The organism is Streptomyces sp. NPDC043726, from assembly GCF_056436565.1.
The window spans coordinates 183,251-207,351 of the sequence record NZ_JBWKCI010000015.1 but is presented as its reverse complement, the minus strand read 5'-3'; the positions used below and the strand labels follow the sequence as shown (position 1 = coordinate 207,351).

Sequence of the window (24,101 nt, the reverse complement as noted above, 5' to 3'; positions counted from 1 at the left end):
GAGCGTGAAGGTGCGCGGCATGATCAGAGGCCTCCTCAGACCGCTATGGGCGTGTAGACGGAGTTCTTCTCGGCGCTCTCCTCCACCGCCGCGAGCACCCGCTGCACCTGCAGACCATCGGCGAACGACGGCATCGGATCGGTGCCGGAGGCGATGGCCTCGACCAGGTCGCGGGCCTGGTGGACGAAGGTGTGCTCGTAACCGAGACCGTGGCCCGGCGGCCACCAGCCCTCCAGGTAGGGGTGGTCGGGCTCGGTGACGACGATCCTGCGGAACCCCGCCGTGGCGGCCGGCTCGCGGTGGTCATGGAAGGACAGCTCGTTGAGCCGCTCCAGGTCGAAGGCGAGCGACCCGGACTCGCCGTTGATCTCCAGGCGCAGGGCGTTCTTGCGTCCCGACGCCATCCGGGTGGCCTCGAACGTGGCGAGCGCCCCCGAGGCGAGACGGCCGGTGAAGACTGCCGCGTCGTCGACCGTGACCGGCCCGCGCCGGGTGCCGGCGGAGGCGGTCAGGCCCGCGGAGGCGCCGTCGAGGCGGGGCCGTTCCTTGACGAAGGTCTCCATCTGGGCGGAGACCCCGACCAGCTCCTCCCCCGCCAGGTACTGGGCGAGGTCGACGATGTGCGCGCCGAGGTCGCCCAGCGCCCCCGAGCCCGCGTGCTCCCGCTGCAGCCGCCACGTCAGCGGGAAGTCGGGGTCGACCAGCCAGTCCTGGAGGTAGCTGACCCGTACGTGGCGCAGTGCGCCGAGCCTGCCCTCGGCGATGAGCCAGCGGGCGAAGGTGAGCGCGGGCACCCGCCGGTAGTTGAAGCCCACCATCGCCAACTGCCCCCGCTCACGGGCCGCTTCGGCCGCCGTGAGCATGGCCTCCGCCTCGGCGACCGAATTGGCCAGGGGCTTCTCGCACAGCACGTGCTTGCCCGCCTCCAGCGCCGCGATCGCGATCTCCGCATGGCTGTCGCCCGGGGTGCAGATGTCGACGAGCTGCACGTCGTCGCGGGCCAGCAGGGCGCGCCAGTCGGTCTCCGCGGCGGCCCAGCCGTGCTTGTCGGCCGCCGCCCGCACGGCGTGCGCGTCGCGGCCGGCGATCGCGGCCAGGACCGGCCGCAGCGGCAGGTCGAAGACGTGGCCCACGGTGCGCCACCCCTGTGAGTGCGCGGCGCCCATGAACGCGTATCCGACCATGCCCACGCCGAGGGTCGGCGGTGCGGTCCCACTGCCCCTGTGTTCCATACGGAATCCTCCTTGTCGGAGTGTCACTGACTCAACGTTCGTTGGTGGGCCGCTCGGCCCGGACCGGCTAGATGAAGCCGGTCGGCAGGTACTGGTCGACGTTGTCCTTGGTGACCACGGCCGAGTAGAGGGTCAGCGAGGACGGGATCTCGAACTCGGCGAGGCCGCCGACGCCCTTGCTCTGGCCGAGCGCGCGGGCGAGATCGATGGCGGAGGCGGCCATCGTCGGCGGGTACAGGACGGTCGCCTTGAGCACGCTGTTACCGGACTTGATGGCGTCCATCGCGGACTTGGCGCCCGCGCCGCCGACCATGAGGAAGTCGTCGCGGCCGGCCTGCTCGATGGCGCGCAGCGCGCCGACGCCCTGGTCGTCGTCGTGGTTCCACAGCGCGTCGAACTTGGACTGGGCCTGCAGCAGTTGCGCCATCTTGGCCTGCCCGGACTCCACCGTGAAGTCGGCCGCCTGGCGGGCCACCTTCTTGATGTTGGGGTAGTTCTTCAGGGCGTCGTCGAAGCCCTGCGTGCGCTGCTGGGTCAGCTCCAGGTTGTCCAGCCCGGCGAGTTCGACGACCTTGGCGTTCTTCTTGTCCTTGAGCTGCTCGCCGATGTAGTGCCCGGCGTTCAGGCCCATGCCGTAGTTGTCGCCGCCGATCCAGCAGCGGTACGCCTGCGGGGAGTTGAAGATGCGGTCGAGGTTGATGACCGGGATGCCCGCCCTCATGGCCTCCAGGCCGACCTGGGTGAGCGCCTTGCCGTCGGCCGGGAGGATCACCAGCACGTCGACCTTCTTGTTGATCAGCGTCTGGATCTGGCCGATCTGCTGGGCGGTGTCGTTGGAGCCCTCGGTGATCTCCAGAGTGACGTCGGAGTACTTCTTCGCCCGCGACTTGGCGTTGTCGTTGATGGCGTTCAGCCAGCCGTGGTCGGCCTGCGGTCCTGCGAAGCCGATGGTGACGGGCTTGCCGGGCTTGTCGTCGGCGACCGGGGCCTTGTCGGCGACCTCGTCCTGGTTCGCGGGCTCATTGCTGGTGCAGGCCGTCAGCAGCGCGCCGGCGGAAGCGGCGGCGGTGCCGAACAGGAGTGCTCTGCGGCTGGTGGCGGGGATTCTTGCCATGGCGGATCGACCCTTCGACTGGGCGTTGTGCTGGGAGTGGAGGAGGTTGGCGGGGTGGGGCCGGACGGCGGTGCCCGCCGTCCGGCGTATGAGGTGCGGCGGCGTGTCCTGTACGGCGGAGTGCGCGTCCCGGCCTGTGTCGGCACGGCGTTCCGCGCCACGGCGCGGTGTGCCGTACGGCGTCAGGTGTCGCCGTGCAGTGAGCGGCGCTGGACCAGGACGGCGGCGACGATGATGGCGCCCTTGGCGATCTGCTGGACGGCGGTCTCCAGGTTGTTCAGGGCGAAGATGTTGGTGATCGTGGTGAAGATCAGGACGCCGAGGACGGAGCCGATGATGGTGCCGCGGCCGCCGCTGAGCAGGGTGCCGCCGATGATCGCGGCGGCGATGGCGTCCAGCTCGTAGAGGTTGCCGTTGGTGTTCTGGCCCGAGCCGGCGAGCACGATCAGCATGAACGCGGCGATACCGCAGCACAGTCCGGACAGCAGGTACAGGTACAGACGCTGGCGGCGGACATCGATGCCGGCGAGGCGGGCCGCTTCCGCGTTGCCGCCGACGGCGACGGTACGGCGGCCGAAGGTGGTGCGGTTCAGGATCAGCCAGCCGAGCACGGTGACCGCGGCGAAGATCAGCACCAGGGGCGGTATGCCGAGGACGTAGGCGTCCCGGGAACCGAGGTCCAGCACCGACTCGACGGTGACGATCTGGGTGCTGCCGTCCGTGATCTGCAGCGCCAGACCGCGGGCGGAGGCCAGCATGGCCAGCGTCGCGATGAACGGCACCATCCTGCCGTAGGCGATGAGCACGCCGTTGACGAGGCCGCATCCCACGCCGACGACGACAGCCGTGAAGAGGATGCCGGCGAAGCCGAACTCCTGGGTTGCCACGGTTGTCGCCCATACCGAGGCCAGCGCCACCATCGCGCCGACCGACAGGTCGATACCGCCGCTGGTGATGACGAACGTCATGCCGACGGTGACGACACCGATCACGGACGCCTGGGTGAGGACGAGTTGCAGATTGCTCGTCGCCAGGAACTCGTCCGGGGCGGTGATCCCACCGACGACGACAAGGGCGGCGAGGACTCCGAGCAGCGACAGGCTGCGCACGTCCCACTTCAGTCCGAGCGGTCGGCGCGCGTTCTCCTTGTCCGTCTCGGACGTGGCGGCGGACGTCGGCGCGTCCTGCTGCGCCGTGGTGGCCGGCTGCGTCATGGCGTCAGGCTTCCTTCCATCACAAGATCGAGTACTCGGTGCTCGTCGAGCTCCCGAGCGTCCGCCGTGTGCACGACGCTGCCTTCCCGCAGCACCAGCACCCGGTCGGCGAGGCCCAGGACTTCGGGCACCTCACTGGAGACGAGCAGTACGGCCAGGCCCTCGTCGGCCAGGCGGCGAATCACGGCGTAGAGCTCCGCCCGGGCACCGATGTCGACGCCTCGGGTCGGCTCGTCCAGCAGCAGCACCTTGCAGCCGCGCAACAGCCAGCGGGCGAGCACCGCCTTCTGCTGGTTGCCACCGGACAGGGTCCTGATCGCGGCATCGGGATTGTCCGGCCGCAGCGACAGTTCCCGGACCGCCTGGTGCGCCGCGGCCCGCTCGGCGCGCCGGTCGAGCCAGCCCGCACGGGCGAACCGGGACAGCGTCGAGACCGAGACGTTGCTGGTGACCGACTCGAGCATCAGCAGGCCCTGCGCCTTGCGTTCCTCGGGCGCCAGACCGATCCCGGCGCCGACGGCGGCGCGGACGCTGCCCGGGCGCAAGAGGGCTCCGTCGACGAGGACCCGGCCGCCGTCCGGCCTGCGGGCGCCGTAGATCGTCTCCAGTATCTCGCTGCGCCCGGACCCGACGAGCCCGGCCAGACCGACGATCTCACCGGGCCGCAGCTCCAGATCGACGGGCGCGAACTCCCCTCGCCGGGTGAGCCCTTCGACCTTCAGGACGGGCTCCCGTCCCGCCGCGAAGCCCGCCTTGGGCCGCTCGGGGAAGACGTACTCGACGTTCCTCCCGGTCATCAGGGCGACGACCTCATGGGTCGGCGTCGACTTGGCGGGCACACCGCCGGCGACCGAGCGGCCCTCCTTCAGGACCGTGACCCGGTCGCCGATGCGCCGGATCTCCTCGAGCCGGTGGGAGATGTAGACGACGGCGACACCGTCGGCCGTCAGATCGCCCACGATCCTGAAGAGGTTGTCGACCTCTTCGGGGTCCAGCGCCGCGGACGGCTCGTCCATCACGATCAGCCGGACCTCGTGGGACAGCGCGCGGGCCATGGAGACGATCTGCTGCTGCGCCGCGGAGAGGTCCCCGACGAGCCGCCCGGGATCGATCTCCGCGTGCCCGAGCCGCCGCAGCAGCTCGGCGGTCGCCGTCCGCGCGGCGGAGCCGCGCACCACGAACCCGGCGGACGTCGGTTCATGCCCGAGGAAGACGTTCTCCGCGACGGACAGCCCCTCTATCAGGTCGAGTTCCTGGTAGATGGTGGCGATGCCCAGGCGCATGGCGGCGATCGGCGATCCCAGGGAGACCGGCTCGCCCTGCCAGGTGATCTCCCCGCCGTCGGGCTGGTGGGCTCCGGCGAGCACTTTGATCAACGTGGACTTGCCGGCGCCGTTCTGGCCGAGGAGGCAGTGGACTTCGCCTGCTTGGACTTCGAGATCCACACCGTCCAGGGCGCGGACACCCGGGAACGACTTGGTGATACCGGACATGGTGAGCAGGGGTGGTTGTGGTGCCATGAGGAATCCCCTCGGCAGGTGCGGACCGTGAGCGGGCAGAGCTGGACAGGGTGGTTCGGGACTGCGGGCAGGACTGAGAAACCCATGGCGCGCGTGGCGTGCGCCGAGGCGGGCGGGGGTGGGTCGGCCGTCCTACGAGGGCTACGGCTGGGGCGGCGAAGTTGCTTGCTCTGTAAGGGAGTTGGGGTGAAGCGGTTGTGCGGGCCAAGGCGTCATGCGCTTGCCGGGACGCCGGTCGGGGTTGCCGAGGCGTCATGAGCGTGCCGGGACACAGGTCAAGTAGCGCTTACGCCTGTTGTGCAAGCGCTGCAGGACTGCCGCCTTGGCGCGGCGGCGAGTGACCGGCAGCGATCACGGCATGGAGAGGACGTGGTCGGCCGGGGTCAACGTGTGGAGCATCAAGCCGACCGCGATCAGGCCGGCGAGAAGACGTGATCGGTGATGAGCCGGGCCGCGCCGATGGCTCCGGCGACCGGTCCCAACTCCCCAAGAACGATGGGCAGGTTACCCGTGGCCAGCGGCAATGACTGCCGGTACACCTGGGTCCGGACACTGGCCAGCAGGGTGTGCCCGAGGCCGGTCACACCGCCGCCGATCACCACCAGTCCCGGATTGAAGAAGCTCACCAGCCCGGCGATGACCTGACCCAGACGCTTCCCACCCTCCCGGATCATCTCCAGTGCCACCGCGTCCCCCGCCGCCGCGGCGGCCGAGACATCCTCGGCCGTCAGACGCCCGGCGGCCTCCAGTCGGGCGGCAAGCTCAGCCGACCGGCCCTCACGGGCGGCCTGCTCGGCGTCACCGGCCAGCGCGGCACCGCTGAAGTGCGCCTCAAGGCAACCCCGGTTGCCGCACGCACACGCACGGCCCGCCGGTTCCACCTGGATATGACCGATGTCGCCGGCGCTGCCGGTCGTCCCCCGGTAGACCTGGCCGCCCACGACGATCCCGCAGCCGATACCGGTCCCGATCTTGACGCACAGGAAGTCGCCCACGGAACGTGCGACGCCCGCGTGCTCCTCCCCCATCGCCATCAGGTTCACGTCGTTGTCGACCATGACCGGGCAGCCGAGTTCCTGGCTGAGCGCCTCCCGCACGGGGAAGCCGTCCCAGCCCGGCATGATCGGCGGCGCGACCGGCACGCCCTCGGGGAAGCGGACCGGCCCCGGGACGCCGATCCCGGCGCCGTCGAAGCCCTCCGCGAGTCCGGAGGCCTTCAGCTTGGCGGCCATGGCGAGGACCTGCTCGAAGACCGCGACCGGCCCCTCGCGCACGTCCATCGGCTGGTTCAGATGCCCGAGAACCTCCAACTCCGCGTTGGTGACGGCGACATCGATGGATGTGGCGCCGATGTCGACGCCGAGGAAGCGGAGCCCCGGGTTGAGCCGGATGTTGTGCGACCGCCTGCCGCCCCGGCTGGGGGCGAGCCCGTCCGCGACAACCAGCCCTGTCTCCAGCAGCCGGTCCACCTCCACGGCGAGCTTCGAACGGGACAGGTCCACCAGGTCACCCATCTGGGCGCGGGAGTTGGACCCATGGTCACGCAGTAGCCGAAGCAGCCGCGCCTGATGCGTGTTCTCAGGTCGAGCAGTCATCCGTCGCACGATCCCTCCTCTCCCCTCACCCACGGCTGAGGACACCGGCACCTGTCTCCACTGACTGTGCCATCGGGCTGTTGAGGAGGAACGTAACAACGATTTTCCAGAGTGGGAAGTACTTACGCATGAGTACGACGCTTCTTTTTCCACACTCAGGACAAAGTCTCGGGCATGCCAGCCCGCGGCGAGGTTGTGGGTGTCATGAGCATGCGGTGGGATGGGCGCGTGACTGCCTACGACGTAGCTCGCCGGCTCCCCTCCATCGCTGACCTGCGGAACCTGTGCCGCTCACTGGCGATCCTCGAAGCGGTCTTGAGCCCGGACTGGGAAGGCCGGTACCACTCCTTCGATGCCGGCTGGGCCGACGGCGAGGAGATGGCGTCGATGCGCAGGTCGGGGACGAGTACTCCATCGTGTTCGCTGCGGCCGGGGACGGCGTCCCCGTCGTGACGGCCTGCCTGGGGCGGGAGGCGACGGACGATCGGTGGTGGCACGGCGTGATCGACTTCCCCGCCGGGAGTTCCGACCCCGACGGGGCGCTGGGCCTGTTCGAGCTCCTGGGCGACCGGTCACCGGAGGCGTTCCAGCGCTTCGCCGAGGACTACTACGAGGTTGCCGTGGACCTGGAAGCGGTGTGCGATGTGTTTGCCTTGCGCCCGCTGAGCCAGAAGCTCGTGTCATCGCTGAACACGGAGGTCACCCTCGCAGATCCGAAGCACGGAACTCACGCCGGGTCCGCTGAGCCTCGCTTGTCCTCGACGTGGATGACGTGGAGCTCGGTGCCGTCCCGGTGACGCTTGGAACGTCCGAGCAACCCGACAGCGATCTGCGACTGATCCTGAGGCTCGTCGGGGCCGACATAGGTGAGGACGTCGTTGTGATGCCCGGTGACGACCCATCCCTCGACGTCCTCGAGGTCGACGACCCCAAAGTCTCCCGCCGAGGACCCGGCGTGCGCCGGGCCGAACTTCTCGAGGAGGTCGGTGGCCTGTTCAGCCAGCTCCCCTTCCGGGGCGGTCAGCACGACACACGTGCCGTGCTCGAACAGCACCCACGACTTACGGGGGTCGGCAAGAAGCCGCTGCCAGACGTCTATCAGAATCTCGGTGTTCACGCCGGTCATCATGCCGCAGAGCACTGACACAGGGTGACGATCGGCCGAGGGCTACAGCGAATACGCAACTCATTCCTCAACTGGCCCCGCTGGCACGCACGACTACCGGGGGACGAGCCGTGGCCGTACTGCGAGGAGTCGCATATCGCGGGCGGCAACAGCCTCCAGCTTCACGTCTGCCCGGCGTCCCCGGACCATCCCCACATAGCCAGGGTCCATTGAGCACTTGCGGAAATCGTCGCGAGGTGTCCGCCTCGGGAGCGGCTTGCTCAGCGCGCCGGGGTCGGCACTGTCGACGGCTGCCACTCTCGCCTGATCAACCCGAACACCCACGAGTCGGACACCTCGCCGTTCACGACGCAGTCTTCCCGCAGTGTCCCCTCCCGCACGAATCCGAGCTTCTCCAGAACCCGGGCGGATGCCAGGTTGCGTGTATCGGTCTCCGCCTGAACCCGGTTCAGGTCCAGTGTGTCGAATGCCCACTCCAGCACGGCCTGCGCGGCTTCCGTGGCGTATCCGCGACTCCACATCTCATCGCCGAGGACGTAGCCCAGCGACGCACTGCGGTAGTCCGGGTTCCATCCGCTCAGACCGCACCACCCGACGAAGGCCCCATCAGAAGCGCGGTCGATGGCCACCCGGGCTCCGGTGCCTTCGTCCGCCATCTTCCGGCACGTCGCGATGAAGCGGTCGGCCCGAGCCCGCTCGGTCCACGGCGGGGAGTCCCAGTAGCGCAGCACGTGGGCACTGCTGTGCAGCGCGAAGAGAGGATCCGCGTCCGTGTCGGAGAAGGGACGCAGGCGCAGGCGAGCGGTGCGCAGGACGGGGGTGGCCAAAGTCATGCGCACCATCCTGCGTCCGCGCAGGGCGGGCAGAACACCGAATATCCGAACCGGACTTGACGCTCCCGCTTGGGCCGCTCAATGAGCGTGCCAGCGGCCTCGTTGTCAGACCCGCTCTGTACGGTCCAGCCTCATGGCTGAACCACCGACGACGAACTGGCGCCGATGCATGGCCGAGGAAGCAGCGGAGCTTGCCGCCGGCACCTTGGATCCTGACTGCGCATGCATGGTCGCCCTCTTCCCGGACGAGCTCCTGTCGGCCACCGATACCGTCCTGGACGCCTTCGAGGCCGAGCTGACCACTCTCGCCGACGGCGGCGGCGACGAGCAGGTCGTCGCCGTCGTCAAGCGCGTCGTCCTGGCCCTGAACGCGGTGAATGCGGCTCACGACGCCTGCGCCTTCGACACCGATGAGCGCGAGCAGCTCTGCCTCTACATCGACGACGCCCTCACGGAGCACGGGGTCGACGTCGCAGCGCTGACCGTCCGCCGCGGGCTCGGCCGGTACGAGCTCACGGACCAGTGGCGGGACTGGTGAACCCCACCATCAGCGCCGAGGGGCGTTCCCGGGAGGGCTGGGTGATCCTGAAGAGGTGAGGGGTGCCCCAGCCGATTGGCTCCCGGCGGCCTACACCGCTTCCGGCCGCCGGGCCGTGCGCGTGACCCTGGCCGCCGCGTTCGCCTTCTACCTCTTCCGCTACGGGCTCGACAGTCCCGTAGCGGCGACCTACGCCCTGTTCGGAGCGATAGCCCTCGGCGGGCTGTCGCGGATTCCCGGGACCGGACGGCAGCGCGCCGCGATCATGTTGCGGGTGCTGCCGGTGTGCTGGGTGCTGGTGGTCGTCGGCACGTATCTGTCGGTGCGTACCTGGAGTGCCGTCGTCGGGATGCTGGCGGTCGGCTTCGCGCTGGCCTTCTCCGCTGTGGGCGGTCCCCGTCCGGCGGGGGTGGCGCCGGGGCTGCAGCTGCTGTACATCCTGCCGTCGTTCCCGCCGTACGACCCCGGCTCGCTCGATGACCGGCTGGTCGGTACGACGACCGGGCTGGTGCTGCTGATCGCCGCCGAGGCGTTGCTCTTCCCCGAGGCCGCCCCGACACCGTACCGAGAACGGACGGCCCACGCCGCGCAGACCGCGGCGCACTGTGCGCGAGCCCTGGCCGTACCGCCGTATGTCCTCGGCACCGCGGACCGTGATGCGGCGGAGGAGACCGGCCGGGGGCTGCGGTCGCTGATGGTGCCCGAGGCGGAGCGTCCGGCCGGTCCCGGGGTGCGGGAGCGGGCCCTCGCGCACACCGGGCTCGCCGTGCGTACGCTGCTGAACCGTCTGGCGTGGCTGCCTTCCCCGCCCCGGGCGCCGGAGCGTGAGGTGACCGCCGTGCTGCGTGCGGTGGCGGACCTCTCCACGGCGACGGCGGCCTGTCTGCGCGACGGGCCCTCGCCAGTGGGGCCGTACAGGGAACTGTCCGCGGCGCGTGCCGCGCTGTCGGACCTGTCCGCGGGGACGCCCGCGCGGCGGCCCGGGTTTCCGCCGGCGGTGCTGCGCGGACACGCGGCCGTGCTGGAGATCGCGGATGCGGCCCTGGCTCTGGGGGCGGCGGCCGACCGTGCCGTACGCGGTCGGCATGCCGAAGTGGAGGTGGCGCCGGAGCGCTTCTGGTACTCCACCGTGCCGTCCCCGGTGCTGTGGTGGCACCGGCTGCGCGGCCACGCGGGGCATCGCTCGGTGTTCTTCCAGAACGCGGTGCGGATCGCGCTGGCTCTCACGGCGGCGCGGCTCGTCGCGGGGATCGACACGCTGCCGCACGGGTTCTGGGCCATGCTCGCCACACTCAGCCTCACCAGAACCACCCTGGAGGCGACCCGGCACACCGTCCGGCTCGCCCTCACGGGCACGCTCGCCGGGGCGCTGCTGACCGCCGCGACGCTGACCCTGGTGGGCACACACACGGACGTCTACGCCGTGCTGCTGCCCGTGTGGATGCTGTTCGCCTTCACCGTCGGGCCGGTCCGAGGAGTCGGCTGGGCGCAGGGCCTGTTCACGGTGCTGGTCGCCCTGGTGTTCGCGCAGCTGGCGCCGTCCACCTGGCAGCTGGCGGAGGTGCGCATGCTCGACGTGCTGATCGGCAGCACGATCGGCATGGTGTTCGGGCTGCTGGCCTGGCCGCGAGGGGCGCACGACGAGTTGCGCCGCGCTGCCGCCGAACTCCTGCGCACGGCCGCGGAAGTCGTGGTGGCGACGACCTCGTCGGTGGCGGGCGGCGCGGCCACGATCGTGCCGGCGGCCGCGCCTGGGCACCGGTCCCTGCACCACGCGGTCGTCCTCGCCGAGTCGGCCTACGCGCAGTTCCAGAGCGAACCCACACCCTTCACGGGCGCCCGGCGGGGTGGGCGGGCGTCGGTGGACTGGCAGGCGACGCTCATCGCCGGCCACCACACGCTGTGGGGCTCGGAGCGGCTGCTGGCTCCGCCCGTCACTGTGCTGCCCCCGGCGACCGCCCGGGCGGTGGAGGCGCTCGGTGAACGGATGGCCGGGCGGATGCTGCTGGTCTCCGCGGCTCTGGACCCCGGCGCGGACACACCCTCCACGCCCGTCCCGCGGATCGACCCGGTGTCCACCGAGTTCAGCGCCGAGCCGGTGGGCGCGCCGCGGCGGTACTACGCCGTGGTCGAGTGGCTGGAGTCCTTGGCGGCCGATCTGACGCGGATCTCTCGCGGCGGGGCGGCAGCGCAGGCCGACGTCGGCCACGGTCGGAGCGACTCCCGCCGGCCCGCCTGAGGCAGGCGCGCGACAAGGGTCAGCCGCTCTTCGCGGAGATGTGCTCCGGCTGCGCCTCGGCGGAGGAGTCCGCCGCAGCGGCCGCGGTGCCGCCCGGGTGGCGCAAGGCGAGCAGGAAGGCGATGCCCAGGGCGATGGCCATGCCGTAGAACACCCACTGGTTCGCCTCGGCGAAGTCCACGCGCACCGCGCTGACGACCTCCCGCATCTGCTCCGCGGTCGGCCCTGTGCCTGAGGGCGGGCTCGCGTCGCCGCTGCCCGTGAGGGAACTGCTGAGGCTGTGGGCCGTGTCCCGGGCCTGTTCGGCCGACATGCCCTGCGACTCCAGGGTGCTCGTCACGTTCGAGCGGGTGACGTGGGTGAGGATGGTGCCGAAGACGGCCATGCCCACGCTGGCGGCGTAGTTGCGCACGGTCTGGGTGATGCCCGTGACCTCGCCGTACGAGGGACCGATGGCGCGGTTGACGGCGTCCGTGGAGGCGGGCGCCAGGATGAAGCCGATGCCCGCGCCGGCCAGGGCCGCGTAGGGCCACTGGTCGTGCATGGACAGGTCGGTCAGTTTGCCCGCCCACAGGGCGAACCCGACGCAGCCCACGACGCCGCCCAGTTTCAGCGCCGGACGCGCACCCTGCTTGTCGAGGATCCGGCCGCCCCACTGCGAGGCGATGGCGAAGCCTGCGAAGACGTACAGCAGGAACAGCGCGGCCTGGTTGGGCGAGGCGCTGAGGGAGACCTGGGCGTACACGGACGCGAAGAAGAACAGCGGGACGAAGGCGAGCATGGCGAAGAACAGCACCGCCGCGTCCATGGTGAAGCCCTTGTCGCGGAAGACGCGCAGATCGATGAGGGGATGGCGCACGCCCCGCTCGTAGCGGACGAAGACGGCGAGGATCGCCAGCCCACCCGCGAGGCAGAGCCAGGTGGCGGGGCTGTCCCAGCCCCAGGTGTAGGCCTGTTGGAAGCCGAGGACGCTCAAACCCATGCCGAAAGCCATCAGGGCGGCGCCGACGACGTCGAGGGTGCCGGTCCGTCTGCGGTCGGTGATGTGGGCCATCGCGGTCAGTGCCAGCGCCACCACGGCCACGGGCACGTTGACCCAGAACACCGCGCGCCAGGTCCATGCCCCGGTGAGCCAGCCGCCCAGCAGCGGTCCTACGGCGGTCAAGGCGCCCGACAGCCCGAAGAACAGGGCGAGGGCGCGGCCGCGCCGCTCGGGCGGGAACACCGCGACGACCACCGCGAGCGCGGCGGGGAACAGCAGTGCCGCCCCCACGCCCTGGACGGCCCGGAAGCCGATGAGCCAGCCCTGCGCTGCGTCTCCCTTGGGGACGCAGCCGCACATCACCGAGGAGATGACGAACACGAGGGTGCCGATGACGACGATCCGGCGCGGTCCGTACAGGTCCGCGAGGCGGCCTCCGACGGCGAAGAAGGCGGCCAGGGCGAGCAGATAGGCGTTGATCACCCACTGCATGCCGGACGCCGACAGATCCAGTTCCCGGACGATGTCCGGGGCGGCGATGGAGACGATGGTCTGATCGATGAACGTCATCGCGACCGCACACATCATGGCCGCGAGTGCCAGCGTCTGCTGGTGCCCCGAGCGAAGCGCGGGCGTGGTGTCACCACGCCCAGGGTGCGTGTCACTCACCGTCCCAGTCTGCCCCCGCTCGGGCGAGCCCGCATCGGCAGCGCCCGCGACGGAAGGCGGGTTGCTCCAGGCCGGATCTGCCCCGCCTGGCCCAGCAGCGCAACCACGCGTGAGGAGAGGGCGGCTTCGTCCACGTCGGCGAGACGCCGACCGCAGTCATCGCGAACTGCACGAGCGCTGCCGGCAGTTCACCCCGCTGCCAGGCAGCCTGTGCGGCATCGGAACGCAGACCGGAAGTGGCTCATTGGCTCGGGAGCGCGGCGGTCGGCGCGCTGGGCGGGACGGTGCCGTGCATGGCGCAGGGGGCGATGGCGACGTGAGGGTTGTTGCGGACGCGCTGACCTTGCCGGTGTCGGGGGCTGTCAGGGCGTAGAGGACACGGTCGTGGACGAGGGCACCGACGGGGGTGGGTACCGTGCGTCCGTCCCGGCGGCAGATGGTCACGCTGCCGTGCTTGCCTCGGCCACGCAGCAGCGCCTCTGCGACCTGTCCGAAGACCTCACCGGCAATCGCCTTCCCCCGGCAAGACCACGGGTGCGGCAGAGCAGCCCGAGTGCGCGACCGACACTGTGTCGAATCCGGGCAAACCAGCCCTCCCGCGAGACGCTGGCCCCATGACAGCCGCGCCTTCACCCGACAGCGACTACCGCTACGACAACCTCACCGCCCTCTACATCAACTGCACCCTCAAACCCTCCCCGCAGCTCAGCCACACCCAGGGCCTGATCGACAAGAGCTCGGCGATCATGATGTCGTGCGGGGTCACCACCTCCGAGATTCGCGCCGTCGACCACGACATCGCCCCCGGCGTCTACCCGGACATGACCGAGCACGGCTTCGCCACCGACGAGTGGCCCGCGCTGTACGAACAGGTGATGGCGGCGGACATCCTGGTCATCGCCGGACCCATCTGGCTCGGCGACAACAGCTCGGTGACGAAGAAGGTGATCGAGCGCCTCTACGCCTGCTCCAGCCTCCTCAACCCGCAAGGCCAGTACGCCTACTACGGCCGCGTCGGCGGCTGCCTGATCACCGGCAACGAGGACGGCGTCAAGCACTGCGCGATGAACGTGCTCTACAGCCTCCAGCACCTCGGCTACACCGTCCCGCCGCAGGCCGACGCCGGCTGGATCGGCGCGGCCGGTCCCGGACCCTCCTACCTCGACCCCGGCTCGGGCGGCCCGGAGAACGACTTCACCAACCGCAACACCTCGTTCATGGCCTGGAACTTGATGCACCTCGCCGCCCTGCTCAAACGCTCAGGCGGCGTGCCCGCCCACGGCAACCAACGGACACAGTGGGACGCCGGATGCCGGCCTGGCGCGGACAACCCCGAACACCGCTGACCCCACGGCAGCAACGGCTCGCGACCGGGTTGTCGCGGGCGTTCAGGGGCACACGACAGGTCGACGAGCAGACTGGACGGATCGAGGCCTCATGCAGCGCTGCAGATACACCACCCTCCAGATGAACCCGCGAGCCTGTCGTGCCGCTGCACGGCTCTGCCCAAACACGCCCAACACGGCCCGACTCATCGTGGGAGCGATCCGGTGAGCGGGGGCATGGCGCCGTTCCGGGATCGACATCTTGCCGCAGGCTTCATCGTCTTCATGTACCTGCTCGTGGGGGCCCTGCTGGCCGGTTTCCTGGCCGCCGCGTTCGCGACCAGTGACGTCGTGGGCATTCTCGCAGCCTGCGTGGGCGGGATCCTGGGAGCCGCTCTGGGCCTGTGGCGCATCCACCGCACTCCCGAAGCGGAGCGCGCCGATGAGAACGGCCCCTGACTGCCCCCAGGACCACGCGGGCGGCCAAGATGCGGACGGTCCCCGTGCCGCCCAGGGTGCGTAGAGCGGCGCCGTCCCGGAAACGGCCGGAACGGGTCGCGAGAACGGGAGGCCCACCACATGGCCAAGGACCACGGCCGGGACAAGAAGCTGCGCCGGGGCGACAAGGTCGCCTGGAGCAGCCACGGCAACGAGACGACGGGTGAGGTCGAGAAGAAGATCACCGAGCGGACCGAGGCCGCCGGCCGCACCGTCGACGCCTCACCCGAGGATCCGCAGTACGAAGTGCGCAGCGACCGTTCCGGACGGTCCGCCGTCCACAAGCCGTCCGCTCTGAAGAAGCGCAAGAAGTGAGCCGACGCTGATGGACGAATCCCAGCGTGAGACGTGGCAGGAGTTCCGTGACGTCGTGAACATGCGGCCGGCGGAACTGGAGGACTGGCTCAAGACCGAGGAGTCCCAGGGCGTCGGGGACAGCAAGGACGGTGGCGAGTCCACCGGACACGCCTCGGGCCGACGCATCGTCGCCATCCTGCGGACCGACCAGGACGACCTGTCGGACGCGGACTGGGGGCACATGCGCAAGGTCGTCGGATACGTGCGCCGTCACCTCTCCCAGCGGCCGTCCGGCGACGTACGCGATACGCCGTGGCGGTACTCGCTCATGAACTGGGGGCACGATCCGCTCGCCGACGGCGGCGGATAGCGGAAGCGGGCCCTCGCCCCGGCTCGGGGGGTCTCGGGGCGAGAGCCCTGTCCTCCTGCGTCAGAGTCTTCGCCTCCCGGGCCGCCTGCGGATGCACCTGGCCGACAGAATTTCAGCGGAACACGATCAAGCTGCTGACCTGGCGTTTCACTCCTCCGCTACCGCCGCAGATCGCGCAGCACCTCGCGTGCGGCCCGTGCTCCCGAAGCCATCGCGCCCTGCACCGACCCGGTGGCCCGATGATCGCCGCACACGTAACGGCCGGGCCCGACCCGAGTGGTCCGGCTCAGCGGCTGCGGAGGCGGCATCGCGGGCAACGCGTCCTTGACCGTACGGACCGCCAGCACGTCCCAGTCCTCCGTGGCCGTCTCATAGGCCTCGCCCAGCGCCTCGCGCACCCCCTTCTCCCGGCCCTCGCTGTCGTCGCCCAGGACCGAGGTGGCGATCAGCGCGTGCCCGTCGGGACCGTAGGCGGGTACGACGTCGGTGAGGACGCAGGTGTTGAGGAAGCGGCGCCGGGTGTCCACGAGCAGCGTCGGCTCGCCCAACGGGGACCGAGGGGCGACGTGGAAGTAGGTCGTCACGACCCGGTAGGGCGGGAGGTCGACGTCCGGAAGCAGGGTGGCGAGTGGGCCGGGTCCGGTAGCCACCACCACGGCGCGGGCGGCGACCTCCTTCCCGGAGGCCGTGACCGCGCCCGCGTCCGTGAGCCGTTCCACGGGAGTCTCGAGCCGCACGGTTCCCGGCGGCAGTGCGGCGGCCAGAGCACGCGGTACGGCTCCGATGCCCTCTGTGGGCAGGCAGAGCGTCCCGCGCAGCATGCTCCGCCACACCAGGTGGAACACCCGGCCGGACGTGACCAACTCGTCCTCCAGGAACACCCCCGACAGGAACGGGCGGAAGAACCGCTCCACCAGAGCGTCGGAGACGCCGGCCTGGGCGAGTGCGGTCCGCGTGGTGGTGTCCGCGCGCCTCTTGAGCGCGCGGGGCGGCAGCAGCATGTCCTGGGCGGACAGCAGGCCGAGTGCGGCCAGGTCGCGGGCGCCCGCGAACCGGCCCGGCAGCAGGTCGGGCAGGGTGCGGGGGCGTCGGCTGGGATCGCTGAAGCGCACTTTGCCGGTCGGGGTGCGCACCAGGACGCCGGGGGTGAAGGGCCGGAGCCGAAGGTCTTTCAGCGCGAGGCGCCGCCGTACCTGGGGGTAGGAGGTGTTGAAGACCTGGAACCCGCGGTCCACCACGAACCCGTCGACGAGATCGCTGCGCATGCGCCCGCCGACCTCGTCGGCGGCCTCCAGCACCCGGACGCCGATTCCCGCGTCCAGCAGGTCCCGGGCACAGGCCAGACCCGCGACACCCGCCCCGACCACCAGCACGTCCGTCATGTCCTGTGCTTCGGACACACGATCACCTCTCACGACTGTCGACTGCCCCCAGCGACTTCGCGGGGACCCGCACCCACGGATGCACTACCGCGTGCCTCTGCCTCCTGCCGCGGCATCGGTCGGCATTCACCCGCCTGTACGCCTTCCCGGAAGGGCCGTCACCCAGCGCATGCTCCCGGTCACGGCCCACCCCCTGGGCATACGGGTATCCTCTGACCAGCGAAAACCACCTCCGTGGCAGGTCCTGCTCGATGACGGTGCTTGAATGGACCGTCGTTCCTGGTCTGGCAAGGAGAAGTGCTGTGCCCCTGGTTTCTGTCGTGATGCCCGTCTACAACTCGGCAGCCACCCTCGGCGCAGCCGTCCGATCGGTACTCACGCAGACTCACACCGACGTGGAGCTGCTGGTCACCGACGATCAGTCCTCCGACGGCTCCATGGAGCTGCTCCGCGAGTTCGCCGCGCAGGACGAGCGCGTCCTGCCTGAGGCGGCACCCGAAAGGGGCGGTGCGGGCAAGGCGCGCAACCTGGCGATCCAGCGGGCACGCGGGGACTACATCGCGTTTCTCGACAGCGACGACATGTGGCTGCCGGAGAAGACCGAGAAGCAGCTCGCCTTCGCCGCGGAGGCCACCGCGCCGCTGACGTTCACGTCGTACTTCAAGATGGACGCCGACTACGCCGGCGAGAGCACCGACTGGGTCCCGAACGGGCGAGTGGTCCGGGCTCGGGAGCACGTGGATTACAAGGCGATGCTGGTCCGGGACTACATCGGCGCCCTTACCGCCATGTACGACCGTAATGTCCTGGGTACGAGGCTTATGCCGGAGATGCGCAAGCGCCAGGACTACGCCCTCTGGCTGTCGATCATGCGGGACGGCGCTGATGCGCGGGGCTTGACTGAGCCGCTCGCGGTGTACAGGGCCCACCAGGCGGGATCGCTGTCCTCCAACAAGCTGTCGCTCGTGCAGTACAACTGGAACCTGTACCGCGAACACGAGCACCTGTCGGTCCCCCGGGCGACCCGGTCGCTGGCCGGCGCGGTGTGGCAGTCGCTGCGCAACTCACGCATCTAGCTGCGTGCACGGGCCCGCGGAGCCCCGGTACGCGACTGCAAGGGCCGGAACCAGAACACCAAGCCCGCCGCCGCCTTCGTAACCCTCGGTGGCTTTCTTCCGCTGTCGCTGTGGCTCGGTGATGCGTTCTGGAACCTGTCCGCGTACTGGCCGGCGTCCGGCATCGGATACGGAGCCTTGGCACTGGTGAGCGCCTTGGCCGCCGCGCGTGCGATCCCGGGAAAGAGCCTCGGCGTCCTGCGGCAGCGAGTGGCAGCCATGCTGGGGCCACCACCTCTATCCGGGGGCGTTCTTAGCGACAGTCGGCAGCTTGGCCGCGACGGTGGCCGTCATGCATTGGCTGCCGAAGCGGCTGCCCAGACTGCGCGCCCGGTTGCGCCGGTGACTGCCGAGCCACTGGCGCGACTCATCAGGTGGCCCCTCTGCGCTCACGGCGGACGAGTCCGGCTACCGCACCGGGGTCAGTGTGATCCGGGCGGCGACCGGCAGATGGTCGCTGCCGGTGGCAGGAAGAACTCTGATGTGGGCGACGGTTGCCGAGCGGGCCATGACCTGGTCGATCCGTGCCAGGGGGAAGGCGGCGGGGAAGCTGAACGCGAAGCCGCGCTCCGCCACGTTCATCCGTGAGGTCAGCGGGACCAACCCGCGGTCGTCGACCGTTGCGTTGAGGTCGCCCAGCAAAACCACCCTTGCCAGCGGCTCGGCGGCTATGGCCTTGCCCAACAGGCGGGCGCTCTCGTCGCGCCAGGAGGATGCGAGGCCGGTCGCCCGGACGCGGACCGAGGGCAGGTGCGCGACGTATGCCGCGATCTCACCCTGCGGCGTGCGGACCACGGTCCGCAGCCCGCGGCTCCAAGGCCCCTCGACGCCCCGCGGTTTGATGTCCAGCGGCCGGGAACCGGCGAGCGAATATTTCGACCACAGGCCGACCGTGCCCCGGACAACGTGGTACGGGTAATCCGCGGCGAAATTCTTCTCGTACACCGCCAGCGCCGGGGGCACCAGCTCCTGCAGCGCGATCAGATCGGGCCCGGCGTCGACCAGGGCGCGGGCCGTGCCCCCGGGATCGGTGTTCTCGTCACTGACGTTGTGCTGCACGACCACCAACTCGTGCGGGCCGGTCTTCGGCGCGGGCAGCAGCAGCCCGCCGAAGAGGTCCGTCCAGGCTGCCACCGGCAGGAGCAGGGCAACCAGAGCGGCGGTGGACCGGCGCAGCAGGCTCAGACCGAGCAACAGCAGGACCACCAGGCCGAGCCAGGGCAGGAACACCTCCAGCAAACTGCCCACGCGGCCCACGGAGTTGGGCGCGACCCGGTGAAACACGAGCAGCCCCGCCGTCAGCACCGCACACACGGCGAGCGCCCTCCCCCGCACCCAGGCCCATTGGCGTCCTGCGTACCCCTCTCCCCCTTCGCCCGGAACCCGCCGACTCGCCCGGCACAGGACGCCCCAAGGCACCGCTGCCCTCCCTCTCGACGACACACTGCTACGCGCCCGCTCCACCTGGGTCCCATCCGCTCGGCTCGTCGCACTAAACGAGCCACCAGGCACTTCGGGTTCCGCTCTGCCGTCGGAACAGACCAGCTGCCCCTGCCCACTCGCCCAGCGCGCGCAGGACAGTGGCCGATTCTGTCGCCTGCCTCCTCTCCTCCCCCACACTCAACTGCACTTAGGTATGGACCAGTTGCCGACGTCGGCGTAATCTCCCGGCTAGCGTTGAGAGCGCTCTCACCGTCCGCACGCCCGCTGCCAGCAGCCGGCGTACCCCCACAGCGAACGGAAGGAAAGCACCCCATGCGTCACATGCGATCACGCGCTGCCGCCGCTCTGCTGCTCGCCCTCGGAGCCGCAGGCGCCTCCCTCACCCCCACCGCCCAGGCCTCATCCGGCACGGACGAGATGTCGCCGGGGCTCGTCAAGGCGATGCAGCGGGACCTGCACCTGACGAAGTCCGAAGCCGAGAACCGGCTCTCCGCCGAGCGGCACGCGATCACCGTGGAACGGCGCGTCAAGACCCTGGCCGGCAGCGCGTACGCGGGCAGCTGGTTCAACCCGGACACCGGCCGCCTGACGGTCGCCACGACCGATCCGTCCCTGGCCGCAGAACTCCGCGACGCGGGAGCCGACGTCCGCCGAGCCGCCTACTCAGCAGCCCACCTGAACGCCACGAAGAAGCAGCTCGACAAGACAGCAGCGCCCGAGGGCGTCGCCGCGTGGCGGGTGGACCACAAGGCCAACCGGGTGGTCGTGGACGTCGTCACATCGCAGCGCACTGATAACGATGTCAGGTCGTTCGTGGACAGGGCGCTCAGGGCCGGCCCCGTCGAGATCCGCGAAGTGAACGCGGCTCCCCAGCCGTTCGCCGCCGGGACCGTCGGAGGCGACCCGTACTACACGGGCAACGTCCGTTGTTCCATAGGCTTCTCGGTCCATGGCGGCTTCGTCACCGCCGGCCACTGCGGTCGGAGCGGCGCCGCCGTCAGAGGCTGGGACAACACCGCCGTCGGCACCTTCCAGGGATCGTCGTTCCCGGGCGACGACTACGCCTGGGTGAGTGTGGGCAACGGCTGGTGGACCGTGCCCGTGGTGCTCGGCTGGGGCACCGTGCCCGACCAGTTGGTGCGCGGCTCGAACGAGGCTCCCGTCGGTGCGTCGATCTGCCGCTCCGGTTCCACCACGCGCTGGCACTGCGGAACGGTCCTCGCGAAGAACGAGACGGTGAACTACAGCCAGGGCGCCGTCCATCAGATGACCAAGACCAGCGTGTGCGCCGAACCGGGCGACTCCGGAGGCTCCTTCATCTCCGGCGACCAGGCCCAAGGCGTCACCTCCGGCGGCTGGGGCAACTGCTCCAGCGGCGGCCAGACCTGGTACCAGCCGGTCAACGAGATCCTGAACCGCTACGGCCTGCGCCTGCACACGGTATGAGCGTCGGTCGCGAGGAGATCTTGAACGAGGCGTACGTCTGCCACGGGAACGTCACAGGGGGCGCCCGCACCTGATCGCCGCACCGCCTGAGTACGTTGACCCAAGCCGGTCTGAGCACCAATGCAGTTGCCCGCCGCGCCTGGCGACGGAAGGGTGGCCGCATGCGCCGACTCCTGCTGCTCACCCCGCTGTTGCTGTTCACCACCGGCTGCGGGGTGGTGCAGTCCTCCAACGACGAGGCGGCGGCCGTGGCCCGGGATGTGGCCAGGAAGGCCGGCGAACAGCTCTACGGGCAGCGTCCGCGCACGGCGGAGGAGGTAGGGCGCTCGGCTTCGGACATCGACGGCGTGGAGGTACTGCGGGTGACGGGTACCTCCACCCACGACGGGGACGGCATCGACGTGGTCATCCGCACCTCCGGCTCGGCGTACGACGGGTGGTTCGCCTCCGAGCAGGTCACCGTGTCGCGCTGTTTCGCCGTACGGGTGTCGCCCAAGTCGGAGTGGCGTGCGGATCCACACGACGTGGACTGCCCCGATGGCCCCGCGCTGACGTTCGCCCCGCCACCCGAACCACCCCGACTGCCGTACGAGGAACTACGCACGAACCTTCCCCGGGTGCCGGAGGGCGGCCGGGCGGAGGAGGCGGAGGTGCGCCGTACGCTAGCGGCCTTGGACCTGGATCCGGCGATCCGCACCGAGGTGCGGGCGGACGGCGGCCGGGTCGGCGTTCTGCTGTCGACTAAGGGCAACAGCTACGACGCCCAGGACTGCCTTCTCGCCCGCGTGGCCCCCGGCGCCACCGACGTGTGGGTGCCGCCCCGCATCCAACGGATGCCCGGAGAGGGCGGCTGCACCGCCGCCAACGCCCTGAACCCGGCACCGCCACCACACTGAGCCCTCCCTGCCCCACAGCCTTCCCCCCGCAGGCCGGCTCCGCACCCGCATCACGTGCCGCCCCCTGGCACCGCAGGCCGTCCAGAACGCGTGGCCACTCCTCAGCGCCCTGGAAAACCCCTGGTAGCGGGGGCTTCCCCGGGCAAAGATGCAGCCATGCGCAACGCCTGCACCGACCCCGAGCCGACGGACGTGATCCGACGATTCGTCACACCCGGCCGCCGCCACCTTCGGCTGGGTGGAAGCTCGCTGCGGTTGACCGGGCCCGAGCGCGAACTTTTCATGCGGGAGCTGGCCCAGGCCGCCGAGGAGATCACCCCCGCTGAGCTCGGCATCCTTTTCGAAGGCGGGTGGCGAGAGTGCAGGACTGCCTCCTGGCTGGTCGCCGTAGCCGGCAGAACCGAGTTCCGCGCCCGCATCGGCGAACTCCTGCTGGCCAGTGCAGGCCCCTACGGCGGCGCCTTCTGCATCCCTCTGGCCACGTTCGGCACCAGCGCGGACGCCGACCTGGTCTGCGGCTACCTTGATCGCTACCTGCCTCGACCGGACCTCGGCTACGACCGGACCTTCGCCCTGAGCACGCTGCTTCACCTCGACGCCACTCTGGGGACCGACCGGGCATCCCGATACCTTGCTCCCGGCGGCCTGTGGCAACAGTGGACCGAGGCCACGCCAGGCCCAGTACGGGATCCCTATGTGGACCGGCAAGTCGTAGACCAGCTCCGTTCCTTCGCCGACGAGTGTGCTGAGCTCTTCGCCTCCATGAAAACCATGCAGCGAGTGGACTGACATACATGCAACTACCGACAGGATGGACCCTGGAGGAAATCCGCAACGTCTCAGGCGATCGGGAAGCCACTGCCCTCGACACCAACCGTGTTGTGACCTGGTTGGGATGGCCGGCACCGGATGAACAACTCCGTCCCGAGATCGTCCTGGGATTCCACCAGCTGTGTCTGGTGAAGCCCGTCAACGACGACGCCTGGTACATGGGCAGCTTGAACGACGATGGCAGTGTCGACTGCTGGAGTGCCTACGACGATCTGTTCGAGGCCCTGCGTGGTCTGTAGCCTCGGCTGGCAGACGCGCCAAGTGAGCGCTGTAAAGGCCAACTCGGAACCTCGGGCCCCTGTCCGCACAACCCGACGCCGTCGGCCGAGTCGGCGCCGTAGCAACCGGCGCCGCGCGGCTCATGTTGACCGTGCTCACGGCCCCCTCTACTGTGCGCGATGCGGACAACACCTGGGCATGTGCACGCCGGACGGTCAACGGGTGTCATCTGGCCTTGACCCTGCACCGCGCCATCCCCGCGCCTGACGACGGAGCCGCGCATGGACACTCCCCTCGCCACCGTGTTCCTCCCGCTCGCCCTCGCCGTCATCATGTTCGGGCTGGGTCTGTCCCTCACCCTGGACGACTTCCAGCGGGTGCGACGCCACCCACGGGCGGTGGTCGTGGCCATGTCCTGCCAGCTCCTTCTCCTCCCCGCCATATGCCTGGGCCTGGTCCTCGCCTTCGGCCTCTCCCCCGTCCTCGCCGTCGGCATGATGCTGCTGGCCGCATCACCCGGCGGGACGACGGCGAACCTCTACAGCCATCTCTTCGGCGGCGACGTGGCCCTGAACATCACGCTCACGGCGGTGAACGCGCTGTTGGCCATCGTGACGCTGCCGATCATCACCAACCTCTCCCTGCAGTACTTCGAACCCGACATCGGCGAGAACGGCATGGGGTTGCAGTTCGGCAAGACCCTTCAGGTGTTCGCCCTGGTACTCGTGCCAGTGGCGATCGGGCTCGCCATCCGCCGCCGCTCACCGGACTTCGCACGGCGCATGGACCGCCCGGTGCGACTTCTGTCGGTCGTCGTGCTCGTCACGATCATCGCCGGTGCCCTGGTGGCCGAGAGGAACAACATCGGCGACTACCTCTCGGACGTAGGGCCGACGGTGGTGGTCTTCTGCGCGCTGAGCCTCACGATCGGATACGCGATACCGCGCATGGCCCGCCTGGACAAACGGCAGTCGATCGCCTGCTCCATGGAGATCGGCGTACACAACAGCGCCATCGCCATGACCCTGGCCATCAGCGTGCTCGGCAGCGTCAGCCTGGCGGTACCCGCTGCCGTCTACGGGGTTCTCATGAACCCCATCGCGGCCCTCGCGGGCCTGGCGATGACCCGGGGCCGGCGGCCGGCCGAGAAACCCGCGCCGGTCCACTGACCCCACAGTCCCGGACGCCGTGACGGTCTCCCGGCGCCCGGTCGTCGT

General features: G+C 70.0%; 22 protein-coding genes. 12 read left to right on the top strand and 10 right to left on the bottom strand.

Annotated elements, in window-relative coordinates; translation table 11 throughout:
- Positions 1-35: 35 nt before the first annotated feature.
- From AC068Z_RS35645 to AC068Z_RS35615, 7 genes are all read right to left on the bottom strand, one after another.
- A complete protein-coding gene (locus AC068Z_RS35645; RefSeq protein ID WP_478565447.1) occupies positions 36-1,232 on the bottom strand; it encodes a Gfo/Idh/MocA family protein in 1,197 nt (398 codons plus the stop codon).
- A 67-nt stretch (positions 1,233-1,299) separates the two neighbouring features.
- The gene (locus AC068Z_RS35640; RefSeq protein ID WP_478565444.1) at positions 1,300-2,346 is read right to left on the bottom strand and encodes a substrate-binding domain-containing protein; all 1,047 of its coding nucleotides are present in this window, start codon (positions 2,344-2,346) and stop codon (positions 1,300-1,302) included.
- A 182-nt stretch (positions 2,347-2,528) separates the two neighbouring features.
- Entirely contained in the window at positions 2,529-3,560 is a 1,032-nt protein-coding gene (locus AC068Z_RS35635) for an ABC transporter permease (RefSeq protein WP_478565441.1), read from the bottom strand.
- The gene (locus AC068Z_RS35630) at positions 3,557-5,080 is read right to left on the bottom strand and encodes a sugar ABC transporter ATP-binding protein (protein ID WP_478565438.1); all 1,524 of its coding nucleotides are present in this window, start codon (positions 5,078-5,080) and stop codon (positions 3,557-3,559) included. Before AC068Z_RS35630 ends, AC068Z_RS35635 begins: the two co-directional genes overlap by 4 nt.
- A 413-nt stretch (positions 5,081-5,493) precedes the next feature.
- The gene (locus AC068Z_RS35625; protein ID WP_478565435.1) at positions 5,494-6,675 is read right to left on the bottom strand and encodes an ROK family transcriptional regulator; all 1,182 of its coding nucleotides are present in this window, start codon (positions 6,673-6,675) and stop codon (positions 5,494-5,496) included.
- A 727-nt stretch (positions 6,676-7,402) separates the two neighbouring features.
- Positions 7,403-7,804, bottom strand: a complete 402-nt coding sequence (locus tag AC068Z_RS35620; protein WP_478565432.1) for a hypothetical protein — start codon at positions 7,802-7,804, stop codon at positions 7,403-7,405.
- Positions 7,805-8,061: 257 nt separating this feature from the next.
- Entirely contained in the window at positions 8,062-8,634 is a 573-nt protein-coding gene (locus AC068Z_RS35615) for a GNAT family N-acetyltransferase (protein WP_478565429.1), read from the bottom strand.
- Between the two features lie 133 nt (positions 8,635-8,767).
- On the opposite strand from AC068Z_RS35615, the gene AC068Z_RS35610 reads away from it, so the two are divergent.
- The gene (locus AC068Z_RS35610) at positions 8,768-9,172 is read left to right on the top strand and encodes a hypothetical protein (RefSeq protein ID WP_478565426.1); all 405 of its coding nucleotides are present in this window, start codon (positions 8,768-8,770) and stop codon (positions 9,170-9,172) included.
- A 55-nt stretch (positions 9,173-9,227) separates the two neighbouring features.
- Positions 9,228-11,411, top strand: coding sequence for an FUSC family protein (locus AC068Z_RS35605; protein WP_478565423.1), 2,184 nt, complete (start codon positions 9,228-9,230; stop codon positions 11,409-11,411).
- A gap of 19 nt (positions 11,412-11,430) precedes the next feature.
- Here AC068Z_RS35605 and AC068Z_RS35600 read toward each other — a convergent pair whose 3' ends face one another.
- A complete protein-coding gene (locus AC068Z_RS35600; protein ID WP_478565489.1) occupies positions 11,431-12,981 on the bottom strand; it encodes an MFS transporter in 1,551 nt (516 codons plus the stop codon).
- A gap of 695 nt (positions 12,982-13,676) precedes the next feature.
- Here AC068Z_RS35600 and AC068Z_RS35595 point away from each other — a divergent pair.
- The 4 genes from AC068Z_RS35595 to AC068Z_RS35580 all read left to right on the top strand — a co-directional run bounded on the left by AC068Z_RS35595 (position 13,677) and on the right by AC068Z_RS35580 (position 15,552).
- Positions 13,677-14,408, top strand: coding sequence for a flavodoxin family protein (locus AC068Z_RS35595; protein WP_478565420.1), 732 nt, complete (start codon positions 13,677-13,679; stop codon positions 14,406-14,408).
- A 216-nt stretch (positions 14,409-14,624) separates the two neighbouring features.
- The gene (locus AC068Z_RS35590; RefSeq protein ID WP_478565417.1) at positions 14,625-14,846 is read left to right on the top strand and encodes a hypothetical protein; all 222 of its coding nucleotides are present in this window, start codon (positions 14,625-14,627) and stop codon (positions 14,844-14,846) included.
- Positions 14,847-14,966: 120 nt separating this feature from the next.
- Positions 14,967-15,200 (top strand): hypervirulence associated TUDOR domain-containing protein, encoded by a 234-nt coding sequence (locus AC068Z_RS35585; protein ID WP_478565414.1) that lies wholly within the window; start codon positions 14,967-14,969, stop codon positions 15,198-15,200.
- Between the two features lie 10 nt (positions 15,201-15,210).
- On the top strand, positions 15,211-15,552 hold the full coding sequence (locus AC068Z_RS35580) for a DUF3140 domain-containing protein (protein ID WP_478565411.1): 342 nt from the start codon (positions 15,211-15,213) through the stop codon (positions 15,550-15,552).
- Between the two features lie 158 nt (positions 15,553-15,710).
- Here the strand turns inward: AC068Z_RS35580 and AC068Z_RS35575 are convergent, their stop codons facing one another.
- A complete protein-coding gene (locus tag AC068Z_RS35575) occupies positions 15,711-16,934 on the bottom strand; it encodes an NAD(P)/FAD-dependent oxidoreductase (protein WP_478565487.1) in 1,224 nt (407 codons plus the stop codon).
- A 302-nt stretch (positions 16,935-17,236) separates the two neighbouring features.
- Between AC068Z_RS35575 and AC068Z_RS35570 the strand changes: the two genes are divergently transcribed.
- Positions 17,237-18,010 carry a glycosyltransferase family 2 protein gene (locus AC068Z_RS35570; RefSeq protein WP_478565408.1) on the top strand — a complete coding sequence of 258 codons (774 nt, stop codon included), beginning with the start codon at positions 17,237-17,239 and terminating at the stop codon, positions 18,008-18,010.
- Between the two features lie 447 nt (positions 18,011-18,457).
- On the opposite strand, the gene AC068Z_RS35565 is transcribed toward AC068Z_RS35570, so the two are convergent.
- Positions 18,458-19,453 carry an endonuclease/exonuclease/phosphatase family protein gene (locus AC068Z_RS35565; RefSeq protein WP_478565484.1) on the bottom strand — a complete coding sequence of 332 codons (996 nt, stop codon included), beginning with the start codon at positions 19,451-19,453 and terminating at the stop codon, positions 18,458-18,460.
- 351 nt (positions 19,454-19,804) lie between these two features.
- On the opposite strand from AC068Z_RS35565, the gene AC068Z_RS35560 reads away from it, so the two are divergent.
- From AC068Z_RS35560 to AC068Z_RS35540, 5 genes are all read left to right on the top strand, one after another.
- Positions 19,805-20,938 carry a S1 family peptidase gene (locus AC068Z_RS35560; protein ID WP_478565405.1) on the top strand — a complete coding sequence of 378 codons (1,134 nt, stop codon included), beginning with the start codon at positions 19,805-19,807 and terminating at the stop codon, positions 20,936-20,938.
- 161 nt (positions 20,939-21,099) lie between these two features.
- Positions 21,100-21,834, top strand: a complete 735-nt coding sequence (locus AC068Z_RS35555) for a translation initiation factor IF-2 (protein ID WP_478565402.1) — start codon at positions 21,100-21,102, stop codon at positions 21,832-21,834.
- Positions 21,835-21,990: 156 nt separating this feature from the next.
- Positions 21,991-22,623: a DUF6000 family protein gene (locus tag AC068Z_RS35550; RefSeq protein ID WP_478565399.1), complete on the top strand. Its 633-nt coding sequence runs from the start codon at positions 21,991-21,993 to the stop codon at positions 22,621-22,623.
- A 5-nt stretch (positions 22,624-22,628) separates the two neighbouring features.
- Entirely contained in the window at positions 22,629-22,904 is a 276-nt protein-coding gene (locus AC068Z_RS35545; protein ID WP_478565396.1) for a hypothetical protein, read from the top strand.
- 261 nt (positions 22,905-23,165) lie between these two features.
- Positions 23,166-24,053 carry a bile acid:sodium symporter family protein gene (locus AC068Z_RS35540; RefSeq protein WP_478565393.1) on the top strand — a complete coding sequence of 296 codons (888 nt, stop codon included), beginning with the start codon at positions 23,166-23,168 and terminating at the stop codon, positions 24,051-24,053.
- Positions 24,054-24,101 lie beyond the last annotated feature (48 nt).